The organism is Bradyrhizobium erythrophlei (assembly GCF_900142985.1).
Classification (GTDB): Bacteria; Pseudomonadota; Alphaproteobacteria; order Rhizobiales; family Xanthobacteraceae; genus Bradyrhizobium; species Bradyrhizobium erythrophlei_B.
In genome coordinates this window covers 2,631,277-2,652,100 of record NZ_LT670849.1, presented here as the reverse complement: position 1 = coordinate 2,652,100, position 20,824 = coordinate 2,631,277, and the positions used below count along the sequence as shown (strand labels likewise).

Here is a 20,824-nt window from a genome sequence, read left to right as displayed (position 1 = left end):
CAATCGCTTTTTGCGAAGCCTGCGTTTGCCGGGATGACAAGGGCTGTAACACAACCACGGCCACTGTTGAGGCTAGGTGATAACCAGCCGCACAGGACCATGCTCGTGGCGCACGAGAACCCTAGAGTGGCAATGTTGAAGACACTGTTCAAGGAATACCAGGATGTTGAATTCCCACATATGGTCGTCAGTCGTCGAAGCGAACCATATCCAATCGGCCAGCGGCTCCACGTTCCTCAAGTTTATGTTTGGGAGATAAGTTCTGCTGGACGACGCCAAACGTTCTATCCGAAGAACTCTCGTCACTATTCTTTGGATGGAAGCAGCAAGCGGGACTACTACCGGGCTAGAGCTGCTGCCGCGAGTTAGGATGTCTCGTCGAGTAAGCCCCGATTGATGGCAGTCTCTGAGCAGTGCGGGTCAGCCACTGACCGACTTATTCCGTAACATCTCATGTACGAATCGTAGGCTTTAGATCCGGCCAGGACAGCTGGCCGCGATCCACTTCGCTTCGATGTCGTCCGCAATGCAGGTTTTTGGGGGATTTGGTCCGGGACGATTCGAGCCGCCACCAAAATACGGCGCGAAGTCCACGTGGGTTCGCAGATTGGTCGGACGATAGAGTCCTATCTGATTGAAAATCAGCACCGGACCATTTGTAAAACGCTCGTAGACCGATTTGTGCATGGGCGATTGTGCCACGCCCGTGGTGTCGGTCGGAAGCTCGCGCAAAGCTTTCTTGAAGAAGGAGCCCGCCTGCTCATCATGTTGCGGGCCACTTGGGTTTGGCCACAGCCCAAGAACGCTTCCGTCGTGCTTCAATCCGTTGGGAACAATGGACGCAGCAGCAAGCATCCAGTTCATGGCGCCGTCGGACAGACGAGCTTCGTTTTCGATATAGCCACCGCCCACGTCGGCATGGACGCCTGGAAACCAAACCTGCTCAAAATACAAGTCATCGTGGTCGTCTCGCCTGTTGAGTTTTTTCGCCGTGGGCGTCCAACCCACTCTGGCGAAATCAGCGCGATCTTCGTCGATGGAAATCGCGTGTTTGGCGTAGTCGACGTTTACGTTCAGCGTCGTGTCATAGAATCTGTGCTTGGACCGCGTCAGGTGCAGCGTCGCAAGACGTTTGAAGAAGCCGTATCCAGGCAGAGAGGGGGCGATTTTCAGGTAGTTCTTGAGATAGACCAGAATGGCGACCACGACGCTGAAATAGCCTAGATCCCTGGCAACGCGGCCCGCCGCAGGAAAAATCGGGTCAAGCGCACTCCCCAGATAGTATAGGACAAACGGAATAGCCGGGACTGCGCCGATTAGGATCGGGGCTAGCCACTTGTTGCCAAGCGCAGCGACAGTGTCGAACACCCCAATAAAGTAAGGAAAGACGTTTGCCTGTTCGACGCCGTCTTTTGTAGCGGAGCAACCGTGATCCGATCTGAATTTTGCTGCGATCGCATCACGCGTTTGCATCATGAAGGTGAGGTAGCGTCCGATTTTCGAACGGTCGTACGACGAGCAGAACTGATAGACGTCCTTTACCGCGTGCTCGGCAAGTGCGCGGGATCCCTTGAGATCGAGTTGCAATGGGGCGCTTTCAGGTAGGTGACGCGGAATTCCACAGTAAGACATCACGCCGGCGACGGAGCGCACCGTATAGGCACCTCGGCTGAAGCCGATGAGGAAAATCCGGTCTCCGTCCTCGTAGAGCCGGATGATTGCCGCATAGCAGTCAATGATGTTGTTGGTGATGCCTAATCCAGTGGCCATGCTCAAGAGGTTATAAATCCATCGCATCCAGCCAATCTTGAATTGACTGCCGTCCGCCGCGGATCCGAGGCCCGGGTCATAGAAGGCAACCTGCTCGGCAGGATTGATCGGCGAATCCGGGCCGACCCGGCACGCGCGATAAAGCTTGTAGACGTTGGTACGTGCTTCGTCGAAGTTGATCCCGCCAGCCTGGCCGGTGCCGTCTGAAAATATCACGATGTTCTTTGCCATCGCGCACCCCTCATAGAGAGCTGCGCAATCTATATCATAAGTTGTATTGAGCAAGGGATAGAGACGGGTTGCCGCCTCAACGAAGGAAAGACGCTTCCTGGCGTTCCCATTCGAGCGGAAACGGCTTTAGGAGTTTTGCCAGGTCGATCGTATCGGGCAGCCTTCCTGAAAGAATCGCCTCGGTGATCTTGGGCGACAACAGCGTCAGACGAAGAACCCGGCACACATAGGCTTCGTTGATCTTCTCGGCCTTGGAGAGATCGCGCACCGTCGCAAACAGATTCGATTCAAGCATACCGCGCCAACGGTGAGCGCGTGCCAGTGCCTTGACGACCGTATTGTCAACCCGGGCCGGCGGCGGTGACCACGGCGCGGCATTGGCGGGGGTGACGATCTTCTTCCTACCTCCCGTCAGCCGCATCGATATCGGGATACTAATGACCATGATACGGCCGTCGCGGCTGATTTTTGGTCGCTCGGCTGGGCCGACGGTTATGGTTTTGGGCGGCATCATTCGGCGGCCTGCTGAAGGTTGGCCGCTTGCCGAAGCTCGCTATGGAGTGAGGTCAGCCACTCGATCTTCAAGGCAATATCCAGACGGTCGGGATAGAGATCGACCCGCTGCACCAGGAGTTCCATAAGACGGGCTTGTTCCGCCGGGAATAGCTCGTCCCAGAGCTCTTCGAATTCGGCAAGCGCCGAGCGGACCTCTCGCTCCGTTACCTCATGGCCGAGTTTTTTGGCAGCGCGCCAGGTCTGAACAATCACCTCCGGCGTCCGGATAAGATGCCGAATCTGGCCGAGGACGATACGTTCGATTTCGGCGGCGGGGACCATCCGGATCGGGCAGTCGGCGCCGCCACCCCGTTTCATCGCCGTTTGGCTATAGTAGTAGCGGTAGAGCCTGCCACCCTTTTTGCGCGCGTTTGTCGGCGACATCGCCGCGCAATCGGGCCCGAACAAGAGGCCGCGCAACAAAGCTGGGGTCTGGGCTCGTGCCCTGCCAGCCCGCGTGCGGGGGCTTACCTTCAAAATGGAATGAACTTGGTCCCACAGCGCGCGGTCGATGATCGGTTCGTGTTCGCCGGGATATGATGTTCCCTTGTGCACGGCTTCGCCGATATAGACGCGGTTGTGCAGGAGCTTGTACAGAACGCCCTTGTCCAGCACGTGGCCATATCGGTTAGTCGCGCCGGCGGCGACGAGCTCGCGGGCGAGCAGGGTGGCGGATTTGAGCTGGACGAACCGCCGGAAGATCGCGCGTACCCGCTCGGCATCCTGTTCGTGAATGATTAGCTTGCGGTCGCGGACTTCATAGCCGAGTGGCGTCCAGCCGCCCATCCATTTGCCGCGCTTGCGCGAGGCCGCCACCTTGTCCCTTATGCGCTCGCCGATCAGCTCGCGTTCGAACTGGGCGAACGTCACGAGGATGTTCAGGGCCATTCGGCCCATCGCATCCTTGGTATTGAAGGACTGTGTAACTGAAACGAAGGTAACCCCATGGCGCTCGAACAGCTCGACGAGATTGAGGAAGTCGAGCATCGAGCGGGAAAGCCGGTCGATTTTGTAGACGACTATGACATCGATCTTCCGGGCGGCGACATCGGCGAGGAGACGCTTCAGCGCCGGGCGCTCCAGCGTTCCTCCGGAAAAGCCGCCATCGTCATAACGATCAGAAACGAACGCCCAGCCTTCTGCCTTTTGGCTCGAGATATATGCCTCACAGGACTCCCGCTGGGCGTCCAGCGAGTTGAAATCCATGTCGAGGCCTTCCTCGCTGGACTTCCTCGTGTAGACGGCGCAGCGCAGTTTGCGACCGGGTACCCGAGTTGCGGCCTCCAGGGCCCCAAAAGCCGCGGTACGCCCTTGGGAGAAAGTATCCTGACCTGTCGACCGGCGACGCGCCATGGCTACTTCCGCCCCTGGACGGCTTGCTTTAGGCCGAAGAAGACGAGCCCATTCCACTTGGTCCCGGTGATCAACCGCGCGACCGAGGACAACGACTGATAGGGCCGCCCCTGGTATTCGAAATCATCGGGACGCACTGTGACGCAGTGCTCGACGCCCTGCCACTCCCGGATGAGCTTGGTCCCGGCAATCGGTCGGAGGATAGGCCGGACTTTCCGCTCAGCCGGATCGCTGCTGGCGTGTTGCTTCGCTAGCGCCTTTAGGCGATCGACGGTGTCTCGGCTCAGGCCGCCATAGGCCAATTCCTGGATGCGGTAGGCCAACCGGCTCTCCAGAAAGCGGCGGTTGTAGGCAGGCGGTTCGGAATCGAAAAGTTCGCGCCAGCGGGCTTTTAAGGCATCCCCGGGGGCGCCTTTCAGGGCGATCAGCTGGGCCAAAATCGTATCTTTCACGGAGCGATGTCCTTGCATTTTTGCTGGACATGACCCCTCGAAGTGGGGCGACAGTCGAGTGGGGTTTTCGCCTCACAGAGCAAATTTTGGCTGGACTTCCGCTCCAGAACACGCAGGAGACCTGCCGCTAAGATGCCCGCGATTTCATCGAGAACTGGCTTCGGCTTTTCTGTATGCCACTGCATGTCCTATGCCATAGCGTACGGCGGCCTTCTTTCTAGCCCGCTCGTGCCTGCATCGGGGTCAAACAAGTTTAAGCGATCTAAAACGTACAAGAAGGAGTTTGGCGCATCAGTGGATAAAATCGATGTATCAGCTGTCGAGCCTTTCGTTCGGTTGACGAAGATTGCGAATCAGTCCTTTATTTTCCAGCGGCTGTCGCACGCGAGCGATAGAATGAATCGGTTGGTGATCGCCATCGCGGACTAACGGTTCAAACGGAATAGATCCGCCGTAAGTCTGATCGATTAGAACCGATTCAGGCAGGCGCGCGAAGCGCGCTCAGAGATACGAGAAAGCCCAGCCCGGAGCTGGGCTTTTTTGTCTTGTATGATTGAGCACTGGCTACGGGCGCAATCTCCTCTCCTTTTCCAAAATCGATCTGACTATCGCTGCGGCGCGCTGACGACGCGCCGGCGGCCAATCGCCTTGGTGCGCGAATGATCGATCTCGCCCGAACTCCAGCTGCTCTCTCATCCATTTATGGCTTCACGGAGAGCTCCCAATGTTGTCTCCAAACCTCGATGTATCCGCGCTTGTCACCGAAAAGGATGCCGCGCGCTTCCTATCCATGTCCTTTCGCACGCTGCAAGCTTGGCGTAGTGAAGGCAAAGGACCGCCCTATCTCAAGCTCGGGCGTTCGATTCGCTATCGAATGAGCGACTTGTTGGCTTGGATCGAAAAGCAGATCTAGGTCATGCAGCCCTAGAGCTTTCCTCTGCTTGCGCGGTTGCTCGTTTGTGTACGTCCAAACCCGTTGACCTCAGATCAACCGTTGTCGCGAGCCGGCTCTAACGTATACGCAGCTGAGGCTTGGTCGATCAGCCGACCGAATCGGAAGTGGCCAAGCAGAAACTCTGGCTAGTTCCCAACCGATGGTGGTGTCGTCGAGACGCCGATTACTCTAGAGCCAAAGGCCTTGTTCGATCGCGACGGCTCGCCGGTAGGCAGTTCAACTCGCCGCCGCGTTAGAACGAGTACCCTAGGCGCAATTGCAAAGAAGCGTTTTCCGGCGAAGCCAGGACGCTCATGCTCGAGGCGGAGATGAACATGGCCGTGACGGCCCTAAGTACCTTGTTGGCCCACAAGGCGATCAACTTGGCGACCGAGTTATCGAACTCCGAAAAGCGGGTCGCCGCCGCGATTATCGACCATTTCAATCGCAAGACGGCGCAATGCGATCCGAGCCTTGATCGCATTTCTGATTTGATTGGGATGAGCCGCCGCACTGTTGTGCGCTCGATCAATCGCTTGGTCGAGCTCGGGTATATTCGCCGCGTTCGGCACGGTGGTCACTTCCACCGGAATAGCTATGAGCCCGTGTGGCTGCGGTTCACCCAGGTCGTGGCCGAATGGAACGCGCGGCGCAGTCGGCGACGTTTGCAAAAGTCTGAGACGGAAGTGACACCATGTTCTGGCCAAGCATGTCACTTTGACAGCGACAAGGTTGGCCCCCAAACCTTTCAAAAGAACCTTTTAAGGGGAACCTTAGCAACAGCAGTATCTCATACAGCAATTGCTCGAAGCGCGTCAAAAAGTGAAAAGGGCTTAGCAAGGCAAGCTAAGCATTATCCGGAGTCCTCCAACTCCCAGGGTGTGTTGTGGTCACCTGCGTCTCGCAGCGTGGCTCGCGACGCCGCCGAGCGGCGTTGGAACCGTGATTTGTTCGATCGATACGGCGATCAGCCATCTCTCTACGGTCAAATCGTCGAAGCCATTGATCCTAACCTGATGCGCGAGACGACCGACGCCGAACTGCAGTTGCGTGGCTCCGGACTGAGGAGTCTGTTGAACGAATTGCTTGCACGAAAGTCGACCGTCGTGGCTTCGCCGAAGCCCATCGCGCTCGACCCCGGGGGGGACCAAAACTCTACTGCTCCGGGTTCCGGACCGGTGTCCTAGAGACGCATCTTTTTGCGCGAAATTCTGAAAATCATTTTTTTTGAGTACCGCTGCTCGCAAAAGCCGGTCGTCTCGATCTAAAGCGAAAAACGTTGAGCCAAACTGACGGTAGTGCGTGTGAAAAACGTCGCGAAATTGCCAAGGGGGTGGGGCCCCTACGGCAGAAGAAAGAGATCGCACAATGAATTTCGATGCAATCAACGCCGATGCAGTTCCTGCGGACCTTGAAATCGAATATTGGCCGCTCGATCGACTAATCCCGTACGCGCGCAACGCGCGCACCCATAGTGCGGCCCAGGTCGCGGAAATCGCGGGCAGCATCCGCGCGTTTGGCTTCTCGAGCCCCATCCTGGTCGGTGAGGGAGGCGACATCATCGCAGGCCACGGTCGATTAGCGGCAGCTCGCAAGCTCAATTTGGCGGCGGTGCCGGTGGTCATGCTCCGAGGCCTGACCGAATTCCAGCGCCGGCAGTTGGTGCTCGCCGACAACCGAATCGCCTTGAACGCCGGCTGGGACGCCGAAATGCTTCGCCTCGAACTCGCCGATCTTTCGGGGATGGGCGCCGACCTTTCCACCCTCGGTTTCAACAAGAAGGAACTGGCAGCGGCACTTACGCTGATTGAGAGCGGTCTGATCGATGAGGACGAAGTCCCGGAAGTCGCCGAGATCGCGGTATCGCAACCCGGTGACATTTGGGAGCTCGGACCCCATCGCGTTGCTTGTGGCGATAGCCGGGACGAGCGCCTGGTGAGTTTGCTATTGGCCGGTGTCGTTCCGCATTTGATGGTCACCGACCCGCCGTACGGCGTTGAATACGATCCCGAGTGGCGCCATCGTCGCGGCGTCAATACTTCGGCGCGGAAGGGCAAGATCCGTAACGACGAGATCGCGGATTGGACGCCGACGTGGAGCCTGTTCCCAGGCGAAATCGCCTACGTCTGGCACGGCGCGCTGCGCTCGACCATCGTAGCCGACAGCTTGGTGAAGAGCGGCTTCGCCATTCGGGCGCAGATCATCTGGGCTAAGGAGCGCCTCGTCATGAGCCAGGGTGATTACCACTGGCAGCACGAGCCGTGCTGGTACGCCGTTCGTAAGAAGGGCAATTGGACCGGCGATCGAAAGCAAACCACCCTCTGGACGATCGGTAGCGGCGGGCAGGATGCTGAAACTAAGCATGCCACCCAAAAACCGGTCGAATGCATGCGCCGGCCGATGTTGAATAATTCCAGCCCCGGGCAGGCAATCTATGAGCCGTTCCTCGGCAGTGGGACAACACTGATCGCGGCGCAATCCTGCGGGCGCGTCTGCTTCGGCATTGAAATCGATCCGTTGTTTGTCGATCTCGCGATCCGCCGCTGGCAGGCCTTTACGGGGGAGAAAGCCAAACGCCAAAGCGACGGCGTTATCTTCGATACGCTAGAGCCCGCAACCCACCGGGCCGAGGAAGCGTCATGATCCGCGGGCGCAGACCCAAACCGTCGAGGATGAAAGCTTTGACCGGCAATCCCGGCAAGCGTCCCCTGAACCCGCACGAGCCGAGGCCCGCGCCCGCTGCGCCGGAATGCCCGCCCGAACTAAGCCCGACAGCCAGGCAGGAATGGGAGCGCCTCACGGCGGAGTTGTCGAAGCTGAACTTGATCACCCATCTCGACCGCGGCGCGCTGGCTACCTATTGCGGGGCGTATGCTTTGTGGGCGGAGGCAATGGTACAGATCCAGAAATATGGGACGATGGTGAAATCGCCGACCGGTTATCCCATGCAATCACCCTATCTGGGGCTCGCAAACAGGCAGGCGGAGCTGATGATGCGGATCGCATCTGAGTTTGGGTTCACGCCTGCGAGCCGCAGCCGCATATTGGTGCCGCCGCCCGATCAACTCCCGCTCCTCGAACTGACGGAAGATGACTATGACGAGGAAGTCCCGGAGGGTGGGGGGTAGCCAAAAGTCGGCAGCGTTGCGCCCGTTGACCGGTGTCCCTGGTTCACACGCAAAAAGTTGGAATTAAATAAGAAAAGCCCCGAACGACTTCATGGGCTGCTTTCGGCGGTAAGCCGAAGCTGTTCATCAGCGCGCGGGTGACAGCTGCTGACCCGACCCGACATTTGCATGCTGTCCGCATACCGCTCCTTTCGCGGGATGCCTTGGCGAGAACTGCGGACGCTTGTCTCCATCTCGCGAAATCATTCCCTGCGGGCCTCATTTTTTTGAGGTCCGCAGTGGCACTCGCCATCGAGACACAGGAATCACGCCCGCGGGCTGCAAGGGTTGCTAACGTCCCGCCGTCTGGGCTGGCTGCATCACGTTTTTCACAACGTATTCACCGATCTTGAGACCCATATCCGTACCGACCCGGGTCGAGAAGCGGTAATGGAAACCGGACCAGATACGAGCATTCGCGACCTCATCGGTAAAGGCCGTCATATTGGTAAAGCGGTGGGTCACGCCAGGTGCGGTGGGACTTGTTATCGCGATCTCGGGAATGTCCTCGCTTCCTGACGCTGTCTTGATAACACCCGCGATGGAGCCGCTGAGGATGCAATGCGCGCACGGGTATTCCGGATGCATTGGCGTATTGTCAATCGGCTGCCAGGTCGCCTCGCGTTCCGTGAGGTCGTTGTCGTCAATATCACCATTCCGGATCGCAGTTATGGGCCGCCAGAAGTTATAGTGGTACTTGGCATCGAACACGGCGATCAGCGCGTCGTTAAGGCCAATTGCCGCGAGCGCCATAAGCCGCGCGCTGTCACCGACATTCATCTGTTTGGCGGTTACGAGCTGACGCACGAATGGATGATAGGCTGGTGGGCCGACCATAAGCCAAAATCGTGCGGTCTCGGTCTGCTGCGTCGAACGCTTGGCATTAGTCTGGCGGCCGTAGTCCTTGATCTCGTTGTAGTCAGTTGCCCATTCCCTGCTCGACAGTGAAATTGGCGGATCTGGTCGGAATTGGGATGCGGTCGTCAGGGCAAACGGCTTCACTTTCGACCAGGTCGAGGCCGCGGTGATGGAGGTTGGCACATATACGCCTGGCGCGGTCCTTGGGCGGTAGTCATCGACCGCGTTGTGATCATCATTTGCCCGGGCTTCTAACACCTTGGCAGCGACTGCTTCGCCGAGCCTGATGCCATCCGCTTTCGCACTACCATCATCAGGGATCGATGCGAGATAGGTCGCGAGGGTGACCGTCACTTCGCGCGCAGTCTTTTCGTCAATTGTCGCCAGTACTGTAGCGGCAGCCGCTGCAGCAGCGGCTTCCTTGGAAGTGGCCGGATCCGCGGGCAACTGCACCAGATACGGTTCGTAGCGCCGCTCAATCGAATTAACCGCGTCAAACATCGCGGCGTGGACCATTCCCATCATTCGCTGAGCTGTGTAGATCTGCTGTGACACGCCGAGAGGCCCAGCTGGCATAACGACAGCGACCGCTTTCTCATCCCAATCGGTGATGACATTGGCCTTTGCCGAGACGGGAACGCCAATGGCAAGCCAAGATCCGAACATGACGGCGGAAATCAAATGGCTTAGGGGCATATGTCCCTCCTAGATGCTGTTGCAGATGTCACGGAAAATGCGCAAGGCCGGACTGCTGCGAGCGCGCAGCGGCGAGCCGCTAGTTAGACAGCTGAAATTGCGTCGCTGGATCGAGGAAGTCGCCATCTGCTCTCCGAGAGACCGGACGACCTTGCGGTTGACATTAAAGCACAACCCGGTCGATCGGGATGTGAATAAGCTCACATTGCGAGTCTGGTTCTGGCCCATAGCCGGCCGGCCCGAACGTCTATCGTATGTCGGCTCCTCAGAGTGAAACTGACATGCGGCGGCTGGGGCCGAAACCGTGGCTGTGTTACGCGGTCGACAAGATTCACTAGAGGCAGAGCACGCGAGGGGTTGGGGGTGGGTCAATCCCTGGCGAACAATCGCCCATGGACCGGCCACACCATCATTCAGGGATTTTTTTCTCGTCCGCCAAGGTTTTGGCTGACGGGTCCCGTGGGCAGCAAAGCGCTAATTTCGGGTGCACCGTAAAAACCACCGACTAATCCAAGGCTTGTGAAATTCGGGTGGAGAGAAGATCCTTAGATCGTCGGCTAGCTCAATCAAATCGGCCATTTATTTTCACCTGTATCGAGATAGCTAGGGGCGTCTTTGGAAAAACGTCGCGAAATTCGCCAGGGGGGACCCGAGCCGCTAGATGCTTAGTGCCGACGTCTCGTGCTAATCTTCATCAACGTCGCTTTTGTAAATCTTTAGCAATCCCGCAAGTTCCAACACGATGTCTCTAGACTTCAGAGCGCCTTCCCTTGCTGAGAACAATTGGCCAAGCGAAGCCTTTAGCTCGCCGAATCGGGCGTGATGAAATCGCCGATGGCAACCGGGGCAAAGCGCGACAATGTTTTCAGGCACATCTAAGCTGACCTCATATTCGTCTTGTTGTTGCATCGGGATTAGATGGTGCGCCTCGACGAATGGTTGTTTGGTTTTTCGGGACGTAAAAGTCCCATGGGATGGGTCGACTTCGCATTGATACTTGGCGGCCCGTATCGCAATAGCCGCCATTTCGGGATTTCGCTTGTACTTTGCTCCTTCTTTCCCGACAACTTTCGAGGGGGGCAGCAGACTGCCCGATGGCAATGACTTTTCCGTCTCAGTAGTCGCAATTTCGTTGGCAGCCTCTTGGTAGTCGTCAGAAGATAGCTGATCGAGATGGTCCGATAGATTGGTGCCCAGCTTTGTTGCTAGCTGGTCGTATAGTTCTAGCAGCTGAGAAAGATCCGCTCGGAACTGATCCTCGGAAACATCATCGTGTACGCTGTAGCGGCGGCTGACAATCGCACCGTTTTCATAGCCCTTCCCCAAGGGTCTGGTTGCCGACAAGTCGAGGCGCCCGACGATAAAGCTCGGAGGGATTTGTAGGACCTCGGCCGCCAGTCGAGCAACTTGCGAGATCTTCTTTTGACCGATCTTGTCGCCAAAGGTTTCCCGGAATTGAGTGAACCCCTGGTTCAGTGACAGGAAGCATTCCTGCATGTCCTGGCTGAACAGCAAAACGACGTAGTAACCACGCTCAGTTGACGTGGTAATATTCCGTCGTAGGACGGCTACCCATGGGATGTAGGCGAGGGTCCAGTTGAGTTGACCGACCGACCCATAGACCCTGTAGCTTTTGACATCGCGTCCAAAGCTAGAAATGATTATCTCGATTAGCCGAGGCAAATCATCTGTGATCGTGGTGTCAACGGCGAGCGCCTGTCCGGGGCTGAGCCGTCGCCTGGTCTTAACGTCTCCAACCATCTCTTCCGAGTTCGGAAGATATTCTTCAAAGACCTTATCGAGCTCAAGCATCTCGTTCCCCAGTGTCGAACCGATCGCTACATCACTTGAGATGACGCTTTATCGATATGTCGCGTGTATTGCCGCACCAATTTGCAGCTCGACGCAGCCTCACCAAAAGCTGCGCTGATCCCTTAAAATCGTAAAGAAAGCCGCGCCAGCCGGCTCGCCGTGCGATTTCCGACAACGGCACGCGAGGTTTGAACATTGCAACTTCTTCGACGTCGGCCGGCAAATAGTAGATCGCGTATTTTAGGGAAATAAATCGCAGCCGGCATTCCATCTTTTTGCGGTTCTCACGCCGCACCTAAAATCCTTTCGGGAACGACGTTGTGGTCTCGAACAGTGGCGGCCTTCACCTGGGCCAAGTATCCGCAGAAGTCGCAAATAAGATCAGCGCATTTGAAGTTGTTGGGGAGGCGCTTGAGGGTGGGTGGACGCTTGCACTTCGGGCAGGCGCACTCCTTGGCGACGATCGTTTCTCCGAATCTTGCGGTTGGCAACTGGCGAGTCCTCAGGATCGTGTATAGAAGGAGAGTTTAAACTGGAGAACCGCCCCACTTACGGCTTGGCAGAGCTAGTCGTGAGGGCGGTCACGCTGGACGTTAATCTCGATCACCCGTTGCTGGTTGAGGCCGCGCGGATACTCTTGTCGCTACTCTTTAACTCTAAAAGACTGCGTTGCTTTCAGATCAATACCAGCTCCAGCAACAGCCTGCTGTCTACCGGGCACGGATTGAAATATGAATCCGAACATCTGCTGATGCCAAATTAGGAAAGCCCCTTGTTGCTGCCCGCACTCGGGACAAATTAGCGTCGCATGAGAGTGCCGCTCCGGAAAATCTGTGCAGACAATAAAGTGAAGGCTGCAGTGGAGGCATTTTGCCTTCAGCATCGTATATCTCGGATTGGCGGACATTACGTCATCGGCGAACGCGTATCCTTTCGATGTTACTTCCAATACGTCCGCCGAACCTTCGACGAGCCCTAGCGAGACGAGCTTCTGTACGCTAGTAGGTCGACCATTCGTGATGACTTCGCCACTGCCGAACAAGAAGTGCCCATTTCCAGCGTGAACGCTTACAGCGCTATTTTCCCGAAGTATCTTCACGGGCTTCTTTTCGGCCGTAGCGCAAAGCAATATATCCAGCGCTTCCAGCGGAAAGTCCTTGTCATCGGCAACTTCCTGACCGGATTTTGAACGCAAGGTTTCGATTACGGCCGCTGTTATTGCAACGAGATCGTCGGAGCCGGCGATGCCGGACGGCAGTTTTCCATCAGCAACGAGCCGATAGACGTTATCGCGATGGCGTTTAAGTTCTTCGTCGCTGAAGCGCCGCGTCAGCTTGGTATTTGTGTGAACATCACTGTGGCAGCTGATGCAGATCGCAATAAGATTGTCGAAATCATCACCGCCTCCATCTTTCCGTTCATCAATGTGGTGCACTTGCAGTTGGGTCGGCCTAAACCGTCGACAGATGCAGCAATGCCTGCCGCACTTGGCTAGGACTTCAGCTGCGAGGTTCGGGGGTATTCCCATTTTTCGATGAACGCGAGGTAAGCCTAGAACGGTGCTCACAAAGAATATCAGTATATCGACGCTATTTGCAAAGTACTTTGAATAGGCATTCCGACGTCTGCTCGTCTTTTGGTAGACCCGCAATTGATGGCTGGCTAGGGCCGCTTACTAGCCCCAAGGAGGGTGCTGTTGGCCCCGCAAGCCATCAGACTGGTCTGCGTAGAAGGTAACCTGCTGGGTGCGCTTCTAGGCCATTAGCCGAATTCTGCCATAACTTCTAGTTTACGAAGCGCGGAAGGAACTGCCAGACGCACCACTAGTGGTGACCTGAGCCACGATCTCCGCCAAACCGTCGCAAGACCTTATCCCTGTCCTGCTACTTCCTTTTTCCTGACCCGTACGTTAGTCAACGCTGATGCGTCCGATCAGGGTAATCGGTTGCCATTGCAGAGGGCGGCTTGAGATCCAACTATTCGTACAAAAGCGATATCATCGTGACGGGTGCAGTTGAAGAGAATTGGCGCAGAGTTAGAGAGAGCATTCTTCGACGCGATGAGTTCAGGTGCGTCGAGTGCGGGAGGTCGTGCGATCCCCATGAAGCCGACATTCATCACCTTGTCCCACGCTCTGCCGGCGGCAGCGATGAGCCATCTAATTTGATCACCCTGTGCGATGGCTGTCATGCTGCACATCATCCCAAACTCTCCGCCGGACTTGCTCGCCGTGTCATCGAACGCTGGGCAGCGAGACTAGCCCTCTGGCTCGATCGACAGGGTTCGGTATCTGAGCAAAGCGAAAACTTTGGGCCCGCGCTCCGGCTCTTTGACTTGGATCGTTTTCGGGACGGGCAGCTGCCGGTCGTCCAAGCTGCTCTGAGGGGTCGTTCGCTGCTGGTCGTCAGTCCGACCGGCTTTGGCAAGACGCTATGCTTTCAGTTGCCGGCGGTGCTACGGCGAGGGGTCAGTGTGGTTGTCTCCCCGCTGAAAGCGCTCATGGGCGAGCAGGTCTCCTCATTATTAAGGCGCAAAATTCCTTCCAGCTTCATCAACAGCGACATCGGCTCAGATGAGAAACGGCTTCGCTATCGGTTGCTGGCGAGCAATTCTTTCAAGCTACTTTACGTAGCGCCCGAGCGGTTCTTTGTTCGGAGCGCCCATGAGCAGGAGCAACTGCGGTCGGTTCGCCCCGCGTTTCTGGTGATAGACGAGGCCCTTGTGTTGACCAATGGGGAAGGGATTTTAGGCCCGAGTATGGCCGTCTCAAAGAAGTTCGCGAGGCTCTGGGTTTGCCGCCCGTTTTGGCGTTCACGGCAACCGCCGGACAGGAGATGCAAGAGCGCATCTTGGAGTCGCTCGGGATTCCCGACGCCGAAGTATTCGTGCGTGGGGTCGACCGGCCCAACATTGCGCTTCTTCGATGGGGCGTGCCAGTCGATGAACGCCCTGGGGTGATAGCCCAGCTGTGCCGTGTTCGGATGCCCCATAGAGGTAAGGTAATGATTTTTGTGCCAACCCGTAAGATTGGAGAGGCGCTGCAAAAGCATCTTAGCGAACAGGGATTGGAAACGCCTTTCTATCATTCGCAGCTCAGCGGCGCCTGGGAGCGGGAGCAGCTCTTGAAGAGGTTTTCCGGAGAAAGTCGGCCGGAGGTAGATCGGATCATCTGCACGAGCGCTTTCGGCATGGGACTCGACATCAAAAATGTTCGTATGGTCATCCATTGGCAGCATCCGTCCTCGATTGAGGACTATTTGCAAGAATTTGGACGGGCCGGCCGAGACGGCAAAGCCTCTGTTGCAGTGCTGTTGCACGACCGGAGCAATGTGCGGCGCGATACCCGTCTCTTGCAGTTTATGGCCGACCGGGCGGTGCGGAACGCGCAATTGTTGCCTGCCGAGGCCTTGGCCGCCTTGAAACATAAGGTCGCGCAAATCGATCGAATGGCACGCTTAACGACGACCGATGGATGCTTCCGCGAGGCTCTCGTTGGGTATTTCACGGGACCCAAGCGATCTGCACGCAGGAGCTTTTCGACTTGGCTGTTGGAACTAGTCTTTGCGGATCGCGGAGTGCGGCAGCAGAAGGTGGTGTGTTGCGATGCTTGTCAACAGCGCTTGATCGACCGCCAGGGATCGCTCGCATTCGTCAATAGGGCGCTCAGTGAGTAGCGCGCGGACGGCAATTTCTCAAACATCTCTGTCGGCTTCCGATGTCCGGTTCGGAGAAGAACGTTCGGAAGCGTCGGTCGTGTCCAATTTTAGTCCCTAGCTCACAACGCCCATTGTCTAGAAGCCGATGCGGTCAGTTTGATTCTGAATACGGAGGCGCCCGATCGAGAGATGCCTGCCAGCATTGTGGCCAGGGGAGCGGGGTCTCGTGTTTGTTGGATTGCATCAACCTTGGGTAGGTGACTATAATTGTACAAGATAAGGGCCCAAATTCATTCCTGGGTGCCACCACGGTTTTCCAATTGAACATTTTTGAGCGCTAAATGGCAACTGATCCGATTGATGTGCTTATTCTGGTCGCTCTGACGGAGGAAGCGCGAATATTTCACCGCGACGGCTTCTATCCCCTTAGAGAGCAGCCAAACCTCGAATCTTTCCCGTATCACGCCTTCGATTATGTCGATGACGGGGGACACCGGCGTACGGGGATGTTTGTCGTCGCGGGGGAGATCGGCCCCCGGATAAGGGATGCAGCTGTAGTCTTCGCTAGGGAGTATTCGCCAAAATTTGTTCTGAATGTCGGTATCTCGGGGATGATCAAGGATGCGAAGGTGGGAGATGTAGTGGTTCCCACGCATCTTAATGTCATCGACCACCGGTCTGCTGCGCAGGACGACAACGAAGGAGGCTATGAAATTCTGACTGGCGGAAAGCCTGCGCCCGTTAGCTCTATAGCCTCGAGCATCGTAAATTCAGTGCCGTTTCAAGAAGCGAATAAGATCGACGGCCTCTTCGCATTCGCTAGAGCGTCGAGTGTGAAGTTAACTGAAGAAGAAAAGCGAAATCTAAGGACGTGGCAATCTAGAAACAAGCTTGCTGAGGCACCCGCGATCGTCTCGGGGCCGTTTGCCATTAGCAACATGCTGATGAAATCGGAGAAATTCAAGGAGTCGGTGCTGAGACGATCTGATCGCAACTATGTAGCGGCGGACATGGAGAGTGGACTGATCTCAGATGGCCTGTTGGCGCTCAAAGTGCCACCCCCATTTTATGCCATACGCGCCATTAGTGATCCGGCGACGTCGGAAAAGGCAGAATACGATGCCATCGGTAAGGGTGTGATCCGCCAATGGGCAATGGCTAACGCACGTCAGACGGTGAAGCTCTTATTGCGCCAACCCAAGCTGTTTGGAGCGGAGCAAGCGTCGTTGGCTAAGGCCAGCTTGGTACACAGCGCGGATTATTCATCGGACTACCCGGGCCAGAGGATTGTCACATCCCTTGAACCGTCTGATTTTGACGATCGCTTTGCGAACCTCGAACTAAGCAAGACTTCCTCGCGTGGGCCTGACGAGGTGCTTGGTTCGATGAAATTTTCCGAATTTGCTGTTCGAGTTTGCGGAAAGGTAAGAAAAGGACGGTTCCTCGTTCAAGGGCGAGGTGGCGGCGGAAAAAGTGCTGTGCTCAAGGCAACGCAATTGTACGTCCGGCGGATGGCGTTGTCACCCGAAACAGTTTTTTTGAATGTTAGAAACGTATGCTCGGAAGCGAAGTCATCTACTCTAGAGGCAACGCTGCTGCAGCGGATCAATCGCGATGCCCCAAATCTGATCGGTTCACAGCGTAGCGTTGTTATTTTTTTGGATGAGTTGTTCGGCCACGATGACGAGCCGCCGTTGCTAGATCTGCTTGAGGAACTCCTTGCTGAAAACGAGCCGACCTTCATCTTTGCGTTTGGCCGAGATCACTTCGAACTAATTACAACAGCCAACGATTCGTCCAAGGAGCCATATATCTTTGATTTGTCGTTTGATTTGGTGGTCGACCTCAAGGCGATTTCCATTAGGGACGAGGAGCGCGCAAAGTCCGTGATTGCAGGAATGGCGAAGACCTGCGGCTTTGAGGCAAAGTTATCATCAGTTGAGATCCTGGCCTCACTGAAACGGTTGGGCTTCTCCTATCTAAACCATTTCGTCATCTCAATCTTTTTGGACAATTTTGAAAAACTCGCGTTCACGAAGCTGGAGAACGGCACTCTCTTTGTTCTTCGCTCCATGGAAAATCTGTATTTCGATACATACGGGAGGATCAAAGATCCGTCTTTCAATTTGATTTGTGTCGAAGCAATGCGTTCCTATTGCCGTGCATTGGCGAAATCAAACGCGAAAGCTGAACGACGGACAAAAGCGGCAGATCGATATTCAGAAGCTTTCGCACATTTTCCACGAGTTGTTCAGACGGCCCTTATAGCGCAAGCGACGGTCTATATTCTTGCTGAATTTAATAAAGTGGATACTGCCTTCAGGTCGCTCGGAATGGACGAGAAGGCTTTTCTGGGACTGGTATTTTCTGACGACGTGAACAAAAACGTCAAAGACCTCCTGAGCGACCCCAGGATAGAGGAAACCGTTCTCGCAGCCGCGCGGAAGATCTTGAGCAAGCTGGAGCCCCCGGGGCTGTCGTACGCTCTCTATCTTTTCGGCCGTGCCCGATCAGCGAAAGGAAAACGAGCAGCTCAAGCCGCATTCGACGACGTCGCGCCTCATCTCCTCGACCGGACCGAAATGCCGAAAGAGGAGCAATCGATGAAATTTTGGAGATTGGCGAGGAGATCGTTACAAATTAGCCGCTCAATGAACCAAAACAGAGAGGCGACCGACTCTTACATTTCCGACGTTCTGAGCGATCCTTACGAAGATGGTCTCAATCGTAGCTTCCATCTCGAATACTACCGCGATCATCAAAGCACCGGCATGACAGTTGAATTAGAGTTGGAAGACAAGGGAGGTAGCTGGTCTCGAACACGACATATTTTAGGGCAGAGGATCAGCGATGCGTTGAAAGGCGCCAGCAAAGAGTATGATAGAATTTGCATTCTGACTTACTTTTCGTTGGTTCGCTTCCGCCACGAGAAAGGCAATCTTGCGACTGCGGACCGAGAGGAGGAGCTTGGGTTGATAACTCGAGTGCTCGGAAGCGACATTAACCTCGGTGATCGTTTAAGGGCGTTTTTGGTTATGGTCCACAACAGCCTCTCCAAGCCGGTATATTCGAGCATCGATGCTATACTTGAGCTGTATGCTCTAAAATCGTTGCCGCGAGCAGGGTGGATCGAACGAAAATTTTCCGAGAAGGGAGAGGTGATTGAAACGGTTGCCTCGCATGTTTTCGGAACCATGCTATTGGCGGAGCTACTATGCAATTGTGTTACGCCACCGGTGACTGAAGAAGAGCGCAGTAAAATCTTGCAACTGCTCGTCTATCATGATCTCGCAGAGGCTTACATAGGTGATTATACGCCAGCTGACGGCGCAACAAAGGCCAAGGAGGGGCCGGCAATAGAAAGAATCGCCACTCTCGCGACGTACCAGAATTTATCTCGACTAACCGAGATCGCGACGCGATGGAGGGAGTTTGAATTAGGAACCGATCGATGCGGGGCCTTGGCGCGTGACTTCGATAAGCTCGATGCGGTTTTCCAAGCGTTCGCTTATATAGAAAGATTTTCAATTCCGGAAGACCGCCGCCAATTCATAGCCTACTGCAGAGATCAGATTGCGTCTCCTTCTCTCCGAGAGATTGCGGAAGAAATTTTTAGAAGGGCTACTCATTTCTCAAGCTGAGACGAAGCAAAAAAAATGGAAGGTCGCGCACTGCTTGATCGGTGAGCCGATGCGAAACGATAAACGCTCGAAGATTTTTTGAATTTCATATGATGAGTGGCTCTCGGCCAGTTGCCTATGTTCCATAACAGGTGGTGCGCGAATCCCTGCTCTTCGGAAAACGCCTCGAGCTGCGAAAAGGTTTCCCTCGGCCGATGGCAGAACTCTCAGCCCAAATTAGATGTCGCAGGTTATCAGCCCGGAGTTGCAAGTGATTTAGACGGCGCCTATGGTTAGGCATACTTTTTTGGCCCAGTACATTGTTGCATCAAGGGCTAATTGCATGGTCGAAGCGTATCCAGACTCGTTGACCACAGGTGACGCTTTCGCGATAGGCGACGAAACGTTTTGTCGTCGGGTTGGCCGTCTCAAGCAGTTGCAGGAATTTTTCTTTCAAGAGGCGATACCCATCAGCGGGTCAGACTCGGCAATAAGTTTTGGCGATCTTTTCGGTCTGTATTTCGATCCGAAAGGAAGGATGCCAACGGCCGAAGAGTGGAATAATGTTGGTAGATTCACTCAAGCTCTCTTTTCAGCATTAACACCGGCACTCCGAAGGAAGTTCTTGATGGGAGAAACCCCGTGGATGCTCGCGTGGTTGCCTCTCTATTTTTTGGGCCTAGCTGGCCTCTCGATTTTTTTCGCAGTCTTCGTTATGGGCGCGGTCGATTTCCCGGACTATGTCTTGTTTCTGGTTTACTTAGTATGGATAGCCAGCTTAGGAGCGATCGGAGCGTCTGCGTCAATTGGAATGAATGCGCTTTCTATCCAGGACGACATCACATTTGATCTCACAAATATCCGTCTGATGTCGCTAAGAATTGCTCTCGGCGCACTTTTCGGTGTCGTCCTTACGTTGCCCTTCGGATATCCGCAATTTCTGGAATTTCTCAAGGCGGTTTGGAAGCCGACGGTATTTTACGATCCAAACTTGAGTGTTGTTACCAAACAGTCAGTCATCTTGCTGCTACCGTTTATTTTAGGATTTAGTACCTCGCTCGTGATGCTGATCTTGTCACAATTAGTGGAGGCCGCTCAGGTGTTTTTGGGACGAAGACCGCGTGCAGCCTATATGCATCCTTGTTCTTCATCGGAGACAAACGACGACGGTACTTCGTTAAGACCCGTCGCACGCAGGCGACGTAAATCAGGGCCCTAGCGGAGCACCTTTCTCATGAAAGTCGGACGTACTGGTCTTTCAATCGTTTTCATCGCCTTGTCGATGTACCGATTTTGCGACGCACAAACTTTGCCGACGCCGGATGAATTTGATCGCTCGCTGAAGGCTTGCGCCGATAGCCAAAAGATTAGCCTGAGCGCAAATATCATAGATTCGATAAGCAAGTTGTACTCGGGCGAGAGCTCCCGACAAGTCTTGCGTTCTTCATCCGAATTTCTCTTGCTAATACCCGAAGGCAATCGGATCGAGGCATACCGATTATATGCTGATTGTATCGCGAAGATTGTTCCTCAGATCGCCACTACGGCTGTTCCTACTCCTTCCCCAACTCCTCCGACTCCTCCGACCGTTTATCGAATCTGTGCTGGTGAATATGAGCGAGCGTGCCCTCCCCACGACGTCTATTTATATTGTGGCAGTTCGATCGAGGGTTGGGCAAAGGACAGATGCACGGCGTACACTGCTCGTCGCCTGAATACA

The 20,824-nt window shown here is 55.3% G+C and carries 16 protein-coding genes and 1 pseudogene; 8 read left to right on the top strand and 9 right to left on the bottom strand.

Features of this window, described 5'->3' with window-relative positions; all coding sequences use genetic code 11:
* Nucleotides 1-471 precede the first annotated feature (471 nt).
* The 4 genes from BUA38_RS12225 to BUA38_RS12210 form a co-directional block, all read right to left on the bottom strand.
* Nucleotides 472-2,001, bottom strand: a complete 1,530-nt coding sequence (locus BUA38_RS12225; protein ID WP_072818148.1) for a DUF2235 domain-containing protein — start codon at nucleotides 1,999-2,001, stop codon at nucleotides 472-474.
* 76 nt (nucleotides 2,002-2,077) lie between these two features.
* Nucleotides 2,078-2,446 (bottom strand): hypothetical protein, encoded by a 369-nt coding sequence (locus BUA38_RS12220; RefSeq protein ID WP_244553246.1) that lies wholly within the window; start codon nucleotides 2,444-2,446, stop codon nucleotides 2,078-2,080.
* A 65-nt stretch (nucleotides 2,447-2,511) separates the two neighbouring features.
* Nucleotides 2,512-3,966 carry a recombinase family protein gene (locus tag BUA38_RS12215; protein ID WP_244553245.1) on the bottom strand — a complete coding sequence of 485 codons (1,455 nt, stop codon included), beginning with the start codon at nucleotides 3,964-3,966 and terminating at the stop codon, nucleotides 2,512-2,514.
* Nucleotides 3,912-4,361 carry a DUF2924 domain-containing protein gene (locus BUA38_RS12210; RefSeq protein WP_072826063.1) on the bottom strand — a complete coding sequence of 150 codons (450 nt, stop codon included), beginning with the start codon at nucleotides 4,359-4,361 and terminating at the stop codon, nucleotides 3,912-3,914. The genes BUA38_RS12215 and BUA38_RS12210 overlap by 55 nt, the downstream gene beginning before the upstream one ends.
* A gap of 724 nt (nucleotides 4,362-5,085) precedes the next feature.
* Here BUA38_RS12210 and BUA38_RS12200 point away from each other — a divergent pair.
* The 4 genes from BUA38_RS12200 (at nucleotide 5,086) to BUA38_RS12185 (ending at nucleotide 8,423) form a co-directional block, all read left to right on the top strand.
* A complete protein-coding gene (locus tag BUA38_RS12200) occupies nucleotides 5,086-5,274 on the top strand; it encodes a helix-turn-helix transcriptional regulator (protein WP_072818145.1) in 189 nt (62 codons plus the stop codon).
* Nucleotides 5,275-5,630: 356 nt separating this feature from the next.
* Nucleotides 5,631-6,482, top strand: a complete 852-nt coding sequence (locus BUA38_RS12195; protein ID WP_172806023.1) for a helix-turn-helix domain-containing protein — start codon at nucleotides 5,631-5,633, stop codon at nucleotides 6,480-6,482.
* A 181-nt stretch (nucleotides 6,483-6,663) separates the two neighbouring features.
* A complete protein-coding gene (locus BUA38_RS12190) occupies nucleotides 6,664-7,938 on the top strand; it encodes a site-specific DNA-methyltransferase (RefSeq protein ID WP_072818143.1) in 1,275 nt (424 codons plus the stop codon).
* 29 nt (nucleotides 7,939-7,967) lie between these two features.
* Entirely contained in the window at nucleotides 7,968-8,423 is a 456-nt protein-coding gene (locus BUA38_RS12185; RefSeq protein ID WP_244553301.1) for a phage terminase small subunit P27 family, read from the top strand.
* Between the two features lie 330 nt (nucleotides 8,424-8,753).
* Here the strand turns inward: BUA38_RS12185 and BUA38_RS12180 are convergent, their stop codons facing one another.
* From BUA38_RS12180 to BUA38_RS38015, 5 genes are all read right to left on the bottom strand, one after another.
* Nucleotides 8,754-10,016 (bottom strand): vanadium-dependent haloperoxidase, encoded by a 1,263-nt coding sequence (locus tag BUA38_RS12180; RefSeq protein WP_072818142.1) that lies wholly within the window; start codon nucleotides 10,014-10,016, stop codon nucleotides 8,754-8,756.
* Nucleotides 10,017-10,700: 684 nt separating this feature from the next.
* Nucleotides 10,701-11,828: an MrcB family domain-containing protein gene (locus BUA38_RS12170; protein WP_072818140.1), complete on the bottom strand. Its 1,128-nt coding sequence runs from the start codon at nucleotides 11,826-11,828 to the stop codon at nucleotides 10,701-10,703.
* Nucleotides 11,829-11,859: 31 nt separating this feature from the next.
* Nucleotides 11,860-12,123 (bottom strand): hypothetical protein, encoded by a 264-nt coding sequence (locus BUA38_RS37820; protein ID WP_197685928.1) that lies wholly within the window; start codon nucleotides 12,121-12,123, stop codon nucleotides 11,860-11,862.
* 348 nt (nucleotides 12,124-12,471) lie between these two features.
* Nucleotides 12,472-13,356, bottom strand: coding sequence for an HNH endonuclease (locus BUA38_RS12160; protein WP_072818138.1), 885 nt, complete (start codon nucleotides 13,354-13,356; stop codon nucleotides 12,472-12,474).
* Between the two features lie 404 nt (nucleotides 13,357-13,760).
* Nucleotides 13,761-14,018 (bottom strand): hypothetical protein, encoded by a 258-nt coding sequence (locus BUA38_RS38015; protein WP_244553360.1) that lies wholly within the window; start codon nucleotides 14,016-14,018, stop codon nucleotides 13,761-13,763.
* On the opposite strand from BUA38_RS38015, the pseudogene BUA38_RS38010 reads away from it, so the two are divergent.
* The 4 genes and pseudogenes from BUA38_RS38010 to BUA38_RS12145 all read left to right on the top strand — a co-directional run.
* A pseudogene (locus tag BUA38_RS38010) lies at nucleotides 13,941-14,486 on the top strand (DEAD/DEAH box helicase); the annotation flags it as partial. The gene BUA38_RS38015 and the pseudogene BUA38_RS38010 sit on opposite strands and share 78 nt — an antisense overlap.
* 176 nt (nucleotides 14,487-14,662) lie before the next feature.
* Nucleotides 14,663-15,502 carry a helicase-related protein gene (locus BUA38_RS38005; RefSeq protein WP_244553244.1) on the top strand — a complete coding sequence of 280 codons (840 nt, stop codon included), beginning with the start codon at nucleotides 14,663-14,665 and terminating at the stop codon, nucleotides 15,500-15,502.
* 323 nt (nucleotides 15,503-15,825) lie between these two features.
* Nucleotides 15,826-19,125, top strand: coding sequence for an HD domain-containing protein (locus BUA38_RS12150; RefSeq protein ID WP_072818137.1), 3,300 nt, complete (start codon nucleotides 15,826-15,828; stop codon nucleotides 19,123-19,125).
* A 322-nt stretch (nucleotides 19,126-19,447) separates the two neighbouring features.
* Nucleotides 19,448-20,323 (top strand): hypothetical protein, encoded by an 876-nt coding sequence (locus BUA38_RS12145; RefSeq protein WP_072818136.1) that lies wholly within the window; start codon nucleotides 19,448-19,450, stop codon nucleotides 20,321-20,323.
* The last annotated feature ends 501 nt before the right edge of the window (nucleotides 20,324-20,824 follow it).

Coding starts and splice junctions, on each gene's coding strand:
- BUA38_RS12195 (WP_172806023.1), top strand. CDS start 5,631: ATGGCCGTGACGGCCCTAAGTACCTTGTTGGCCCACAAGGCGATCAAC.
- BUA38_RS12200 (WP_072818145.1), top strand. CDS start 5,086: ATGTTGTCTCCAAACCTCGATGTATCCGCGCTTGTCACCGAAAAGGAT.
- BUA38_RS38005 (WP_244553244.1), top strand. CDS start 14,663: ATGCAAGAGCGCATCTTGGAGTCGCTCGGGATTCCCGACGCCGAAGTA.
- BUA38_RS12185 (WP_244553301.1), top strand. CDS start 7,968: ATGAAAGCTTTGACCGGCAATCCCGGCAAGCGTCCCCTGAACCCGCAC.
- BUA38_RS12225 (WP_072818148.1), bottom strand. CDS start 2,001: ATGGCAAAGAACATCGTGATATTTTCAGACGGCACCGGCCAGGCTGGC.
- BUA38_RS12220 (WP_244553246.1), bottom strand. CDS start 2,446: ATGGTCATTAGTATCCCGATATCGATGCGGCTGACGGGAGGTAGGAAG.
- BUA38_RS12150 (WP_072818137.1), top strand. CDS start 15,826: ATGGCAACTGATCCGATTGATGTGCTTATTCTGGTCGCTCTGACGGAG.
- BUA38_RS12170 (WP_072818140.1), bottom strand. CDS start 11,828: ATGCTTGAGCTCGATAAGGTCTTTGAAGAATATCTTCCGAACTCGGAA.
- BUA38_RS12160 (WP_072818138.1), bottom strand. CDS start 13,356: ATGGGAATACCCCCGAACCTCGCAGCTGAAGTCCTAGCCAAGTGCGGC.
- BUA38_RS12145 (WP_072818136.1), top strand. CDS start 19,448: ATGGTCGAAGCGTATCCAGACTCGTTGACCACAGGTGACGCTTTCGCG.
- BUA38_RS12190 (WP_072818143.1), top strand. CDS start 6,664: ATGAATTTCGATGCAATCAACGCCGATGCAGTTCCTGCGGACCTTGAA.
- BUA38_RS12180 (WP_072818142.1), bottom strand. CDS start 10,016: ATGCCCCTAAGCCATTTGATTTCCGCCGTCATGTTCGGATCTTGGCTT.
- BUA38_RS38015 (WP_244553360.1), bottom strand. CDS start 14,018: ATGACAGCCATCGCACAGGGTGATCAAATTAGATGGCTCATCGCTGCC.